Source organism: Saccharomonospora azurea NA-128, assembly GCF_000231055.2.
In the GTDB taxonomy this organism is placed as follows: Bacteria; Actinomycetota; Actinomycetes; order Mycobacteriales; family Pseudonocardiaceae; genus Saccharomonospora; species Saccharomonospora azurea.
Genome location: NZ_CM001466.1, coordinates 3641669 through 3654194 on the forward strand (window position 1 = coordinate 3641669; position 12526 = coordinate 3654194).

Genomic DNA, 12526 nt, shown 5'->3' on the forward strand with positions numbered 1-12526 from the left:
GGCCTGCTGCCGGGCGGTGTCGCCCGACGCGCCGACGAACGTGCCCGCCCGGCCGCGGGTCTCCAGAAGGCCCGCCTCCTCCAGCTCGCGGTAGGCGCGCGCGATGGTGTTGGGAGCGATGCCGAGTTCGGCGGCCAGCGCCCGCACGGTGGGCAGCTTGGTGCCGACCGCGAGGTCGCCCTCGCGGATCCGGCGGGCGATCTCCACCTTGACCTGCTCGTACGGCGGGGTCTTCGACGTGGGGTCCACGCGGACGATCACGTCGCCCTCACCGGTCCAGCGCGGCGGCGATGAGTTCGGTGAGGTCCTCCGTGCCCGGCGGCAGCTGGTGCACGGGCCACCACCGCAGGTCGTCGGACTCGTCGCTCGCCACCGGCTGGGCTCCCTCGGGGGCCCTCGCCACGAAGCGCACGTCGAAGTGCCGGGTGGGCACGCCGAGCGAACACGTCACCGGGTGCACGTCGAGGTGCACGGGTTCGGGGTCGAGCGAGAGCCCGGTGATGCCCGACTCCTCCGTCGCCTCCCGCAGCGCGGCGTCCGCGAGGGAGGTGTCCTCGGGTTCGCAGTGCCCGCCGAGTTGCAGCCAGCGCCCCACGCGGGGATGCAGGGTGAGCAGGATGTGCCGACCGGAGGCGTCGAGCAACACGGTGGACGCGGTGAGGTGTCCCGCGGCGCAGGACCGCTCGCACGCGTCCTCGCGGGCGGCGAGGAACCCGAGGTAGCCGTGCCGGAGCGATTCCTGCGCGGCGTCGGCGGGCTTCCAGGCCTCCAGCGTCGCGGTCGCGTCGGCGTGCAGCGCGCTCACCATTCGATCAGTCCTTCGTCGAGGTCACGGGGTTGGCGAGGGGACAACGGGGTGGCCGGGTGCCCGATCGCCACCGCGCCGAGCGGGTACCAGTCGTCGTCCAGTCCGAGGGTGCGGCGCACCACGTCGGCGGCGAAGATCGTCGAGCCGATCCAGCACGAGCCCAGTCCCTCGGCGGCCAGCGCCACCAGCAGTGCCTGTACGGCCGCGCCACCGGCGACCGTGAACATCGTGTGCTCGCAGTCGTTGCGTCGGGCGTCGCGGTAGGTGTGCGCACCGTCCGGCACCAGGAACGGCACGACGACCTCGGGAGCCGTGTAGAGCAGCTCGCCGCGGCGTACGCGGCGGGCGATCTGCTCGGGCGTGAACCCGTCGCCGGCGAGGTCGGCGCGCCACGCCTCACGCATGGCGTCGAGCAGTTTCTCGCGTTCGGCGCGGGTGCGCAGCCAACCGAACCGCACCGGTCGCGTGTGGTGGGGCGCGGGGGCGGTGAGCGCGGCGCCGACGGCGCGCCGGACGGCGTCGGGATCGACCGGGTCGGTGGTGAAATCACGCACCGACCGCCGGGTGAGCACGGCCTCCCTGCGGCCCTGGGCGATCGCCTCGCGCGTGCCCAGGCGGAACAGGTCCTCGTCGGCAGGGCGCACGAGGTCGCGGGCCGTGGCGGCTCCCGGCACGTCGTCGCCGATGGTCAGCCCGCGCACCACGGCCACGGGCACGGCCCGGAGCTTGCCCTTCACCAGGTCGGCGGCGGCGGCGACCTCGTCGGCCACGGCGATCTCGGTGACGGCGAGCTCGTTGCCCTGCGCGTCCTTCTCGCCAGCGTACGACCGCAGCACCCGCAGGCCCGACGACCCGATGGCGGCGTCGGTCTGCCCGATCCGCCAGGCGCGGCCCATCGTGTCGGTGACGACCACGGCGACCTCGACGCCGAGCCGTTCCCGCAGACCGTTGCGCAGGGCCAGCGCCGAGGCGTCGGGGTCGTGGGGCAGGAGCGCGACCTCGCCCGCGTCGACGTTGGAGGCGTCGACACCGGAGGCCGCCTGCACGATGCCGAGGTGGTTCTCGGTGATGGCGGTGCGGCCGATGCGGGCGAGCACGCGCACGGCTTCCCGCTCCACGAGCTCGCGCCGTGCGGCGTCCCGCTGCTCGGGGTCGTCGGGGACCCGCACGAGCATGCCCTCGGTCTTCGACACGACCTTGCTGGTGACCACCACGACGTCGCCGGAACGCAGCCACGGCGCCTGCGCCGCGATGGCTCCGGTCAGGTCGTCGCCGGGGCGGAACTCGGGGAGCCCCTCCACCGGCAGGATCTCGATCCGCTGCGCGGCGTGCTCAGTCACTGTCCACTCCGGCCAGGTCGAGCGCGGCCCGCACCATGTCGGCCGTCGCGTCCACATCGGACATCAGCAGCGGCACCGCCCGCACGGCCACGCCCGGCACGTCCACCGACTCGCCCTTGTGGACCAGCCAGCCGTCGAGCAGCCCCTCCTCGGACGTCTGCCGGGAGCCGTAGTGCCTGCCGACGCCCTCGGCCGACGTCTCGACGCCGATGGCCGACAGGCACGCGTCGGCCATGCCCCGCACCGGTTTCCCGCCGATGATCGGGGAGAGGCCCACGACACCGGCCTCGGTGCGGCGCAGCGCCTCGCGGACGCCCGGCACCGACAGCACCGTGCCGATCGACACCACCGGGTTGGACGGGGCGAGCAGGACGGCGTCCGCCTCCTCGATCGCGCTCAGCACGCCCGGCGCCGGTTCCGCCTCCTCCGCGCCCACGGGCACGATGGCGTGGGCGGGCAACTTCGCCTGGTAGCGCACCCACCATTCCTGGAAGTGCAGTGCCATCTGCTGTCCCTCGTCCTCCGGGTCGTCCACGACGACGTGGGTCTCCACCCGGTCGTCGGTCATGGGCAGCAGGCTGATGCCGGGCCGCCAGCGATCGCACAGCGCTTCGGTGACGGCCGACAGCGGGTAGCCCGCGCGCAGCATGCGGGTGCGCACGAGGTGGGTCGCGATGTCCTTGTCGCCGAGCGAGAACCACGTTGGTTCGGCGCCGTAGGCCTCCAGCTCGGACTTCACGGTCCACGTCTCGTCGGCGTGCCCCCAGCCTCGTTCCGGGTCGACACCGCCACCCAGCGTGTACATGCACGTGTCGAGGTCGGGGCAGATGCGGAGTCCGTGCATCCACACGTCGTCGCCGGTGTTGACGAGCGCGGTGACCCGGTGGGGCGAGTCCGCCTCGCCGACCGGTGGCAGGCCGAGGGCGGCCTTGACGCCGAGCAGGAACCGAGCTCCGCCCACTCCGCCGACGACGACGACAACCTTCACTGTGCTGGCCTCTTCCGAGATCTGTGTTGTTCCTTCGACGCCCGATCCTCGCACGGAGCCTGTCGCGGCCACGGCGGTGTTCCACGACTCGAATCCACCGGTCCGCACGATCACCGGGCACGATCGTGTGCGAACTCACAGTGGTCGCCACGGGGGCCGCCGGCGAGCCCGTGCGTCGCGCGCGTACTTCCGAGTTCGTCGATCTCGGTCACAATGGAGTTGCCACCAGCGAACACCCACGGCACACGCCGATCGCGCACGGGTGTTCACTCTGTAACACGGCGACGTCCCCGCGAGGGCGTCGGCATAGGATGCGCAAGCGGAACAGCGGACAGTCCGGCGAGAAGGCCAGACCGAAAGACAAGCAGGAGAACGCAGTGACCTACGTGATCGCCGAGCCCTGCGTCGACGTGCTCGACAAGGCATGCATCGACGAGTGCCCCGTCGACTGCATCTACGAAGGCGAACGGATGCTCTACATCCACCCCGACGAGTGCGTCGACTGCGGGGCTTGCGAGCCGGTCTGCCCGGTGGAGGCCATCTACTACGAGGACGACGTCCCGGACGAGTGGGCCGCCTACACCAAGGCCAACGTCGACTTCTTCGACGAGCTCGGCTCGCCGGGTGGGGCGGCGAAGGTCGGCAAGACCTCGCACGACCCGCAGTGGATCAAGGACCTGCCCCCGCAGGGCGAATGAAGTCCCCGGCGCTTCCCGACTTCCCCTGGGACTCGCTGACCGGACAGGCCGCGGTGGCGCGGTCGCACCCGGAGGGGATCGTCGATCTCTCGGTGGGCACGCCGGTGGACGCGGTGCCGGAGAGCATCCGGGCCGCGCTGGCGTCGGTCTCGGACATTCCGGGCTACCCGACGACGCACGGCACCGCCGCGCTGCGGGAGGCGGCGGTGGGGGCGCTGCGTCGCAGGCACGGTGTGACGGGGATCGAGCCGGACGCCGTGCTGCCCACGATCGGTTCGAAGGAGCTGGTCGCCTGGCTGCCCACACTCCTGGGCGTGGGCGCGGGCGACACGGTCGTGATTCCCGAGCTGGCGTATCCGACGTACGAGGTGGGAGCCCTGCTCTCCGGTGCCACGGTGGCGCGGTCGGACGGGTTGACGGCGCTCGGGCCCGCGCGCCCGAAGATGCTGTGGCTGAACTCGCCGTCGAACCCCACGGGCAAGGTTCTCGGCCTCGCCCACCTGCGCAAGGTCGTGGACTGGGCACGGGAACGCGGCACCGTGGTGGTCTCCGACGAGTGCTATCTCGCGCTCGGGTGGGACGAGGAGCCCGTGTCGATCCTCCACCCGGACGTGCACGGCGGCAGCGTCGACGGCCTGCTGGCGGTGCACTCGCTCTCGAAGTCGGCGAACCTCGCCGGCTACCGCGCCGGCTTCGTCACCGGGGATCCCGCGCTGGTGCGTGACCTGCTGGCCGTGCGCAAACACGCGGGGATGATCGTGCCGAGGCCCGTGCAGGAGGCCATGACGGTCGCGCTGTCGGACGACGACGTGCTGCACGAGCAACGGGCCCGCTACGCCGCGCGCCGCGACGTCCTGCGGCCCGCGCTGGAACGGGCGGGCTTCCGCGTCGACCACTCGGAGGCGGGGCTGTACCTGTGGGCGACGCGCGGCGAGCCCGCGCTCGACACGGTGGAATGGCTGGCGCAGCGGGGCATCCTCGTGGCGCCCGGCACGTTCTACGGGCCCAAGGGCGCCGAGCACGTGCGCGTGGGCCTGACCGCGACCGACGAGCGCATCGACGCCGCAGCCGCGCGGCTGGCGGAGTAGCGAGCCCTGCCGTCGGCGTGTCCGCGTGTCTCGTACGCGTGTCCGCGCCCGGCGACCGCGTGTCCGCGCTTCGCGTACGCGTGGAGGTGAGTTCGCGCCGCTCCGGCTGGACGGACTGCCGTCTCGCCGAGCCGCCGGGGCCAGGCGTTGTCGTGAGACCGGGCCGGAGACGTACCGACCGGCCCGGTCCACGCGTCGTTGCCTCCGTTGCCGTCAGTCGTTGGCGTGCAGGGCGGCGTTGAGTTCCACGCCCGCCCCGGTGCGTTCCACGACCTCCACCTCGCCGGTCGTGGAGTTGCGGCGGAACAGGGCGCCGGAGACGCCGGACAGTTCGCGGGCCTTCACGGTGCGGCCCTGGAACGTCACCTTCGTCCCGGCCGTGACGTACAGGCCCGCCTCGACCACGGAGTCGTCGCCGAGGGAGATGCCCACGCCGCCGTTGGCGCCGATGAGGCAGCGCTCGCCCAGCGAGATGACCTCCTTGCCGCCGCCCGACAGCGTGCCCATGATCGACGCGCCGCCGCCGACGTCGGTGCCGTCGCCGACCACGACACCCGCCGAGATGCGGCCCTCGATCATGGAGGCGCCGAGCGTGCCCGCGTTGAAGTTCACGAAGCCCTCGTGCATCACGGTGGTGCCGCTGGCCAGGTGGGCGCCGAGCCGCACGCGGTCGGCGTCACCGATCCGCACGCCGCTGGGCGTGACGTAGTCGACCATGCGGGGGAACTTGTCCACGCTGTAGACGGTCACCGGGCCGCGGGCCCGCAGGCGAAGGCGGGTGGCTTCGAAGCCCTCCACCGGGCACGGGCCGTGATTGGTCCACACCACGTTGGACAGGTGGCCGAAGACGCCGTCGAGGTTCTGGCCGTGCGGTCGCACCAGCCGGTGGGACAGCAGGTGCAGCCGCAGGTACACGTCGTGCGCGTCGGTGGGGGCCGCCGCCAGCGAGGCGATCGTGGTCCGCACGGCCACGACCTCCACCCCGCGCGCCTCGTCGGCGCCGAGTACGGCGGTGGCGGACGCGCCGAGGGTGTCGGCGGCTTCCTCCTTCGAGAGGCGCTCGGTGCCGCTGACGGCGGACGCGCTCACGTCGACGAGCTTCGGCTGCGGGAACCAGGTGTCGAGCACGGTGCCGTCGGTCGTGACGGTCGCCAGGCCGACACCGGTCGCGCCGGTCGTTTCGGGATTCGGGGTAGCTGTGCTCACGCTGGCTACGGTAACCCGCGCCGTGCCTGGTCAGCCGGTCACGTCGGGCAGGGCCGACAGCTCCCTCTCGACGTCCGAGAGCGCGGTCGCCATGTCGGTGAGCGTGCCGGCACAGACGTCGTGGTCGCCGCTACCAGCGCAGTCGTTGCTCCGGTAGGCACGCAGCGTGGAGTCGAGCCGGTCGGCGGCGTCCTTCAGACGGGGCTGGCCGGCCGCGTACTTGCGGGCGGTGCCGGGAACGTTCGACAGCTGGGTGACGAATTTCTCGCACGACGGCGAGCGCACCTCGGTGGGCGCGCGGTAGCAGTCGTCGGCCTGCAACAGGTGCACCTTGGTCACGAGGGCGCCGGGCCCCGGGTCCGGCGAGCCCTTCGGGGCCGGACCGGCTTCGCGGGAGCAGCCGGTCAGTGCGAGCACTGCGATGGTGAGCAGAACGACACAGGCACGGGTACGCACGGCTCCACGGTACGCAGCGCGGGTTACGGTGCCAGCATGGCCTCGCTCGATCTGCGTTCCGACCCCGTCGACCTCACCGCGGCCCTCGTCGACATCCCGAGCGTCTCCGGCGACGAGGCGATCATCGCCGATGCGGTGGAGTCCGCCCTGCGCGAGCAGGCGCCCCACCTGGAGGTGGTGCGCAACGGGAACGCGGTGCTGGCGCGGACGAACCTGGGCAGGCCGGAGCGGATCGTGTTCGCCGGGCACCTCGACACCGTGCCGGTCAACGACAACCTGCCCGGCCACCGCACCTCCTCGGGCGAGGACGAGGTGCTGCACGGGCTCGGCACCGTCGACATGAAGGGCGGCGACGCGGTGTTCCTGCACCTCGCGGCCACTCTGGCGGAGCCGCGGCACGACGTCACCTTCGTGTTCTACGACTGCGAGGAGGTCGAGGCGGACCGCAACGGCCTCGGCCGGATCGAGCGGGAGCTGCCCGAGTGGCTGCGGGGCGACCTCGCCGTGGTGGGCGAGCCGTCCAACGCGGTGGTCGAGGCCGGGTGCCAGGGCACGTTGCGTGCGGAGATCCGGCTCGACGGCGTGCGCGCGCACACCGCGCGCGCGTGGATGGGCACCAACGCCATCCACGCGCTCGCCGACCCGCTGCGGCGGCTCGCGGAGTACGAGGCCCGGACCGTCGAGATCGACGGCCTCACCTATCGGGAGGGGCTCCAGGCGGTGCGGGTGTCCGGAGGCGTGGCGGGCAACGTCGTGCCGGACGAGGCGGTGCTCGCCGTCAACCACCGCTTCGCCCCCGACGTCTCGGTCGAGCAGGCCGAGGAACACGTGCGCACGGTGTTCGACGGCTACGACATCACGGTGGTCGACCGCTCTCCCGGCGCGCTGCCCGGCCTGTCGGCTCCGGCCACCGCCGAGCTCGTGCGGGCGGCGGGCGGAGAGGTGGCCGCCAAACTCGGGTGGACCGACGTCGCCCGGTTCGCCGCGCTCGGCATGCCCGCCGTGAACTTCGGCCCCGGCGACCCCACGCTGGCCCACACCCGGCAGGAGCACGTCCGGACCCGCGACATCCGCAGGGTGACCGAGGTTCTCCGTACGTTGCTGGCCGGATGACTCTACGCTGATCGTTGTGACCGAGGTGACGCGCAACATCGACAACGGCGACGAACGACCGTCGGAACGGCGTCAGGGACCTGTCGTCCTGCGCCGGGGCAGGCAGTCCGACGACACGACCACGGATCAGCGGCTGCTCGACTCCCGTGGCCCCAGCGACTGGGTGCACACGGACCCGTGGCGGGTGCTGCGGATCCAGGCCGAGTTCGTCGAGGGCTTCGGCGCGCTGGCGGAGGTGCCGCGTGCGGTGACGGTGTTCGGTTCCGCCCGCACGCCCCGCGACCACCCGGAGTACCAGCTGGGCAGGCAGATCGGCGCCGCGCTGGCGGGCGCCGGGTTCGCCGCCATCACGGGCGGTGGCCCGGGTGCGATGGAGGCCGTGAACCGGGGTGCGTCCGAGGCGGGCGGCCTGTCGGTCGGGCTCGGGATCGAGCTGCCGTTCGAGCAGGGCCTCAACCCGTGGGTCGATCTCGGCGTGAACTTCCGCTACTTCTTCGCGCGCAAGACGATGTTCGTCAAGTACTCGCAGGCGTTCATCTGCCTGCCGGGCGGGTTCGGCACGCTCGACGAACTGTTCGAAGCGCTCACGCTGGTGCAGACGAAGAAGGTCACCAAGTTCCCGGTGGTGTTGTTCGGCACGTCGTACTGGGGCGGACTGTACGACTGGGTGCGCGACACCGTGCTCGCCGAGGGCAAGATCAACGAACGTGACATGACGTTGCTGCACGTGACGGACGACATCGACGACGCCGTCGGCGTGGTGCAGGAGGCCTACAAGGCATGGGAGGACACGCACTAGTGCAGCGCATCTGCGTTTTCTGCGGATCGTCGTCGGGGAAGGACCCGCGCTACGCGGCCGCGGCCGCCGAGGTGGGCACACTGCTCGCCGAGCGTGGGATCGGGATCGTCTACGGCGGCGGCCAGGTGGGTCTCATGGGCGTCGTCGCCGACGCGGCGATGCGGGCGGGCGGCGAGGTCGTCGGGGTCATCCCGAAGCACCTCATGCGCGCCGAGCTCGCCCACCACGACCTCACGCAGCTCCACGTGGTGGCCGACATGCACGAGCGCAAGGCCACGATGGCGCGGCTGTCGGACGGGTTCGTGGCTCTGCCCGGCGGGGCGGGCACGATGGAGGAGCTGTTCGAGGTGTGGACGTGGGCGCAGCTCGGCATCCACGCCAAGCCCGTCGGCCTGCTGGACGTCCGCGGCTACTACTCGAAGATGGCGGAGTTCCTCGACCACATGGTGGCCGAAGGTTTTCTGGGCGAGCCGAGCCGCGACCTCGTCACCGTCACCGACGATCCGGAAGCGCTGCTCGACGCGTTCGCCCGGCACACCTATACGCCCGTCGACAAGTGGGCGGGCTGACACCCAGGGGTGTCGGCCCGCGTGTGGTCAGGCCGCGTCGGCCTGGTCCTCGGCGGGACGCCGGTGGTAGCGGTCCACGTACTCGAGCCCGGACAGCTCCATGATCGAGTACATGATCTCGTCGGTCACCGCGCGCCGGATCGCGGGCGAGGAGCCGAGGCCCTCGTACCGGGAGAAGTCGAGCGGCTCGCCGAAGCGCACGCGGACCTTCGCGAACCGGGGGATCTTCTTGCCCACCGGCAGCAGCTGCTCCGTGCCGCTCAGCGCCACCGGGACGACGGTGGCGCCCGTCTCGAGGGCCAGGCTGCCGACACCGGTGTGCCCGCGGTGCAGCCGGCCGTCCAGCGAACGCGTGCCCTCGGGGTAGATCGCGAACGTCTCACCGGACTCCAGCACCCGGCGCGCCGCGCCGAGGGCGGCGAGTCCGGCCATCGCGTTGCCCCGCTCGACGGGCACGTACCCGAGCGCGGACAGGAACGCGGCCAGCGAACGGCCCTTGAGGCCCCGGCCGGAGAAGTACTCCGCCTTGCCGAGGAAACGCACCGGTCGCGGCGACACCAGCGCGAGCACGGCCGTGTCGATCGCCGAGCGGTGGTTGGGGGCGAACAGCACCGGTCCGGACGTCGGAACGTTCTCCACGCCCTCGACCTGGGGGCGGTAGACGAGCCGGGCCAGCGGTGCGAGAGCACCACGGATCAGCAGTTGCAGCACGGTCCCTCCCGTTGGTGATCGCCAACCAGGATCGCACGGCCGGAAGCGTCGCCCGAGGGGTGGCTGGCGAAGCACACGAGCGTTCCGCGCGTGTGTCACGATCGTGATGTGACCACTGCCCTGATCTACCTCCTCGTGATGCTGCTGGTGGCGGCCGTGGTGTTCCTGGTGGCGTCGCTCGTCTTCGGCCGGGGCGAGGAGCTGGCTCCGCTCGAACCCGGGAGCTCACCCACGCGGCTGCCCGCCGACGACCTGACGAGCGCGGACGTGGCCGACGTGAAGTTCCAGGTCGTGGTCCGGGGCTACAAGATGTCGGAGGTCGACTGGGTGATGTCCCGGCTCGGCACCGAGCTGGACCTGCTGAGGGCGCGGGTCGCGGAGCTGGAGCGCGAAAGGGCCGGCGGTGAGGCGCGTCGTGAGTGACCTCGCCGTGTCGGTCGACGTCGCCGCGCCCGCGGGCACGACGTGGCTCGCGCTCACCGACTGGGAGCGGCAGCGCGAGTGGATTCCCGGCACCACGGTGCGGGTCGTGTCGGGCAACGGGCGCAGCGTCGGCTCGCGGCTCGAAGCGTTCACCGGGAAGGGCGTGTTCGGTGTCAGGGACACGATGGAGATCACCAGCTGGGAGCCGCCCGTGCGGTGCACCGTCCGGCACCTGGGCAAGGTCGTGAAGGGCACCGGTACCTTCCACGTCCAGGCCAAGGGCGCGACGCGGTGCGTGTTCGTGTGGGCCGAGGAGTTCACCGCGCCGTTCGGGCCGGTGGGGAAGCTGGGCTGGGTGCTGATGAAGCCGGCGTTCGTGATGGCGCTGCGGCGGTCGATGCGGACGTTCGCGGAGTTCGCGGAGAGCTACGAGGTGGGTGGATGAGCCCGGAGCTGGTGGGTGCCGACGGCATCACCCGCTGCGCGTGGGGCAACACCGCCGCCGACTACGCGGCCTACCACGACGACGAGTGGGGCGTGCCGCTGCGGGGCGACGCGGAGCTGTTCGAACGGCTGTCGCTGGAGGCGTTCCAGTCGGGGCTGTCGTGGTTGACGATCCTGAGGAAGCGGGAGGCCTTCCGCCGCGCCTTCGCCGGGTTCGATCCCGACCGGGTCGCGGCGTTCTCCGACGACGACGTCGAGCGACTGCTGTCCGACGCGGCCATCGTGCGCAACAGGGCGAAGATCCTCGCCACGATCACGAACGCCCGGGCCGTCGCCACGCTCGACACCCCGCTCGGCGAGCTGCTGTGGTCGTTCGCTCCCGGCGGCACGCGGCCGAGGCCGGCCACCATGGCCGACGTGCCCGCCACCACGCCGGAGTCGGTGGCGATGGCCAAGGCGCTGAAGAAGCGCGGCTTCGCCTTCGTCGGGCCGACCACCTGCTACGCCCTGATGCAGGCGACCGGCATGGTGGACGACCACGTGGTGGGCTGTTTCCGCGCGGCCTGACCCGCGCGGACCCAGCCGCCACCCTGCCGGACGACCTACTTTCCGGTGAACTGCGGGCGGCGTTTCTCCACGAACGCCTCCACCGCCTCGCGGTGGTCCGCGGTGCCGCCCAGCTCGGTCTGCGCCGCCGCCTCGGCGGCCAGTGCCTCGGCCAGCGAACACTCCGCGGCGCGGGCCACCGTGCTCTTGATCTTCGCGTAGGCCCTGGTCGGGCCGGCGGCGAGCCGCGTGGCGACGGCGTGGGACCGGGCTGCCAGTTCGTCGTCCGGCACTACTTCGCCGACCAGCCCGAGCCGCAGCGCCTCTTCGCTGTCGACCTTGCGACCGAGCATCATCAGTTCGACCGCCCGACCCGCTCCGACGAGGCGCTGCAGGGTCCACGACGCGCCCGAGTCCGGCCCCAGCCCCACGCCCGCGAACGCCATCGCGAAGGTCGCGGAGCTGCTCGCGATCCGCAGGTCACACGCGTAGGCCAAGGCCGCCCCCGCGCCCGCCGCCGAACCGTTGACCGCCGCGATCACGGGTTTCGGCAGATCCACGAGCGCGGTCACGATCGGGTTGTAGTGCTCGGCCACCGTCGCCAGCGGGTTCTCGGTCCCCGACCTCAGCGTCGCGACGTGCTCCTTCAGGTCCTGCCCCGCGCAGAACGCCTTGCCCGCACCGGTGAGCACGACCGCCCGCACGCTGTCGTCCTCCGCCGCCTCCCGCAAGGCTGTGAGCAGGCGTTCCTTCAGCTCGACGGTCAGGGAGTTGTACGCCTTCGGCCGGTTGAACGTGAGCGTGCGTACCCCGTCGGCGTCGGTCGTCAGCAAGACCTCGGACTCGCCTCCGGCGCCGTCCTGAGCGCCGTTCGCGGCGGCGTTTCCGAGGGTCTCCGTGCTCTCGTGTGCGGTCACCGTGTCCTCCGTTGTCGTCCTCGATGGGCGAGTCTGACAGGCCTGCGGCGCGCATACCAGCAACGATCCGGCGCCGCTAAGATCGGTCCACGTTCGCGGCCGACTCCTTATGAGGGACAATGGTCACGACCCGGTTGCTTTGACGAGCGCGAACCGGGCGCGCTGGTTCAGACGGAGGGAGCACGCTATGGCGGCCATGAAGCCCCGGACCGGAGATGGTCCCCTCGAAGTGACCAAGGAGGGGCGGGGCCTCGTGATGCGCGTACCGCTGGAGGGCGGTGGGCGTCTCGTCGTCGAACTGACGGCTGAGGAGGCCAAGGACCTCGGTGCAGCCCTTCAAGAGGCGACCAGCTGAGTTTCCCTTGCCCGGTCCAGCCGAGCCCTGGTCGGCTCGGCGTGATTCGTAGTGCCTGGAGATCG

Annotated in this window: 16 protein-coding genes and 1 pseudogene; 9 read left to right on the forward strand and 8 right to left on the reverse strand. The window is 71.9% G+C overall.

Annotation, left to right across the window (positions count from 1 at the left end; translation table 11 throughout):
• From SACAZDRAFT_RS16685 to cofD, 4 genes and pseudogenes are all read right to left on the reverse strand, one after another.
• Nucleotides 1-261, reverse strand: a pseudogene (locus SACAZDRAFT_RS16685) (GntR family transcriptional regulator); the annotation flags it as partial.
• A gap of 7 nt (nucleotides 262-268) precedes the next feature.
• Nucleotides 269-808, reverse strand: a complete 540-nt coding sequence (locus tag SACAZDRAFT_RS16690; protein ID WP_005443630.1) for an NUDIX hydrolase — start codon at nucleotides 806-808, stop codon at nucleotides 269-271.
• Nucleotides 802-2148, reverse strand: coding sequence for a coenzyme F420-0:L-glutamate ligase (locus tag SACAZDRAFT_RS16695; RefSeq protein WP_005443632.1), 1347 nt, complete (start codon nucleotides 2146-2148; stop codon nucleotides 802-804). The genes SACAZDRAFT_RS16690 and SACAZDRAFT_RS16695 overlap by 7 nt, the downstream gene beginning before the upstream one ends.
• Complete coding sequence (cofD, locus tag SACAZDRAFT_RS16700; RefSeq protein WP_005443634.1) at nucleotides 2141-3136, reverse strand: 2-phospho-L-lactate transferase; 996 nt, start codon at nucleotides 3134-3136, stop codon at nucleotides 2141-2143. Before cofD ends, SACAZDRAFT_RS16695 begins: the two co-directional genes overlap by 8 nt.
• 377 nt (nucleotides 3137-3513) lie before the next feature.
• Here cofD and fdxA point away from each other — a divergent pair, with 377 nt between their 5' ends.
• A complete protein-coding gene (fdxA, locus tag SACAZDRAFT_RS16705) occupies nucleotides 3514-3834 on the forward strand; it encodes a ferredoxin (protein ID WP_005451091.1) in 321 nt (106 codons plus the stop codon).
• Nucleotides 3831-4922: a succinyldiaminopimelate transaminase gene (gene dapC, locus SACAZDRAFT_RS16710; protein WP_005443639.1), complete on the forward strand. Its 1092-nt coding sequence runs from the start codon at nucleotides 3831-3833 to the stop codon at nucleotides 4920-4922. The genes fdxA and dapC overlap by 4 nt, the downstream gene beginning before the upstream one ends.
• A 213-nt stretch (nucleotides 4923-5135) precedes the next feature.
• Here dapC and dapD read toward each other — a convergent pair whose 3' ends face one another.
• Nucleotides 5136-6128, reverse strand: coding sequence for a 2,3,4,5-tetrahydropyridine-2,6-dicarboxylate N-succinyltransferase (gene dapD / locus SACAZDRAFT_RS16715; RefSeq protein WP_005443654.1), 993 nt, complete (start codon nucleotides 6126-6128; stop codon nucleotides 5136-5138).
• Nucleotides 6129-6158: 30 nt separating this feature from the next.
• Nucleotides 6159-6584 (reverse strand): hypothetical protein, encoded by a 426-nt coding sequence (locus SACAZDRAFT_RS16720; protein ID WP_005443655.1) that lies wholly within the window; start codon nucleotides 6582-6584, stop codon nucleotides 6159-6161.
• A 36-nt stretch (nucleotides 6585-6620) separates the two neighbouring features.
• On the opposite strand from SACAZDRAFT_RS16720, the gene dapE reads away from it, so the two are divergent.
• Genes dapE through SACAZDRAFT_RS16735 form a run of 3 tightly spaced genes read left to right on the forward strand, consistent with a single transcriptional unit; the run spans nucleotide 6621 to nucleotide 9065 of the window.
• Nucleotides 6621-7697 carry a succinyl-diaminopimelate desuccinylase gene (gene dapE, locus SACAZDRAFT_RS16725; RefSeq protein ID WP_005443656.1) on the forward strand — a complete coding sequence of 359 codons (1077 nt, stop codon included), beginning with the start codon at nucleotides 6621-6623 and terminating at the stop codon, nucleotides 7695-7697.
• Between the two features lie 16 nt (nucleotides 7698-7713).
• Nucleotides 7714-8496, forward strand: a complete 783-nt coding sequence (locus tag SACAZDRAFT_RS16730) for an LOG family protein (RefSeq protein WP_005443657.1) — start codon at nucleotides 7714-7716, stop codon at nucleotides 8494-8496.
• A complete protein-coding gene (locus SACAZDRAFT_RS16735) occupies nucleotides 8478-9065 on the forward strand; it encodes an LOG family protein (RefSeq protein WP_005443658.1) in 588 nt (195 codons plus the stop codon). The genes SACAZDRAFT_RS16730 and SACAZDRAFT_RS16735 overlap by 19 nt, the downstream gene beginning before the upstream one ends.
• A 27-nt stretch (nucleotides 9066-9092) precedes the next feature.
• Here SACAZDRAFT_RS16735 and SACAZDRAFT_RS16740 read toward each other — a convergent pair whose 3' ends face one another.
• Entirely contained in the window at nucleotides 9093-9776 is a 684-nt protein-coding gene (locus SACAZDRAFT_RS16740) for a lysophospholipid acyltransferase family protein (RefSeq protein WP_005443659.1), read from the reverse strand.
• Between the two features lie 108 nt (nucleotides 9777-9884).
• Between SACAZDRAFT_RS16740 and SACAZDRAFT_RS16745 the strand changes: the two genes are divergently transcribed.
• From SACAZDRAFT_RS16745 to SACAZDRAFT_RS16755, 3 genes are read left to right on the forward strand one after another with little or no spacing between them, the layout of a single operon-like run.
• Nucleotides 9885-10199, forward strand: coding sequence for a DivIVA domain-containing protein (locus SACAZDRAFT_RS16745; RefSeq protein ID WP_005451095.1), 315 nt, complete (start codon nucleotides 9885-9887; stop codon nucleotides 10197-10199).
• Entirely contained in the window at nucleotides 10192-10644 is a 453-nt protein-coding gene (locus SACAZDRAFT_RS16750) for an SRPBCC family protein (RefSeq protein WP_005443661.1), read from the forward strand. Before SACAZDRAFT_RS16745 ends, SACAZDRAFT_RS16750 begins: the two co-directional genes overlap by 8 nt.
• Nucleotides 10641-11210, forward strand: a complete 570-nt coding sequence (locus tag SACAZDRAFT_RS16755) for a DNA-3-methyladenine glycosylase I (protein WP_005443662.1) — start codon at nucleotides 10641-10643, stop codon at nucleotides 11208-11210. Before SACAZDRAFT_RS16750 ends, SACAZDRAFT_RS16755 begins: the two co-directional genes overlap by 4 nt.
• Before the next feature lie 35 nt (nucleotides 11211-11245).
• Here the strand turns inward: SACAZDRAFT_RS16755 and SACAZDRAFT_RS16760 are convergent, their stop codons facing one another.
• Nucleotides 11246-12106, reverse strand: coding sequence for an enoyl-CoA hydratase-related protein (locus SACAZDRAFT_RS16760; RefSeq protein ID WP_005443663.1), 861 nt, complete (start codon nucleotides 12104-12106; stop codon nucleotides 11246-11248).
• Nucleotides 12107-12293: 187 nt separating this feature from the next.
• Between SACAZDRAFT_RS16760 and SACAZDRAFT_RS16765 the strand changes: the two genes are divergently transcribed.
• The gene (locus tag SACAZDRAFT_RS16765) at nucleotides 12294-12461 is read left to right on the forward strand and encodes a DUF3117 domain-containing protein (RefSeq protein ID WP_005443666.1); all 168 of its coding nucleotides are present in this window, start codon (nucleotides 12294-12296) and stop codon (nucleotides 12459-12461) included.
• The last annotated feature ends 65 nt before the right edge of the window (nucleotides 12462-12526 follow it).

Excerpts from the sequence above, each read along its gene's own strand:
- dapE (WP_005443656.1), top strand. The coding sequence starts at position 6,621 with ATGGCCTCGCTCGATCTGCGTTCCGACCCCGTCGACCTCACCGCGGCC.
- SACAZDRAFT_RS16690 (WP_005443630.1), bottom strand. The coding sequence starts at position 808 with ATGGTGAGCGCGCTGCACGCCGACGCGACCGCGACGCTGGAGGCCTGG.
- SACAZDRAFT_RS16765 (WP_005443666.1), top strand. The coding sequence starts at position 12,294 with ATGGCGGCCATGAAGCCCCGGACCGGAGATGGTCCCCTCGAAGTGACC.
- SACAZDRAFT_RS16735 (WP_005443658.1), top strand. The coding sequence starts at position 8,478 with ATGGGAGGACACGCACTAGTGCAGCGCATCTGCGTTTTCTGCGGATCG.
- SACAZDRAFT_RS16755 (WP_005443662.1), top strand. The coding sequence starts at position 10,641 with ATGAGCCCGGAGCTGGTGGGTGCCGACGGCATCACCCGCTGCGCGTGG.
- dapC (WP_005443639.1), top strand. The coding sequence starts at position 3,831 with ATGAAGTCCCCGGCGCTTCCCGACTTCCCCTGGGACTCGCTGACCGGA.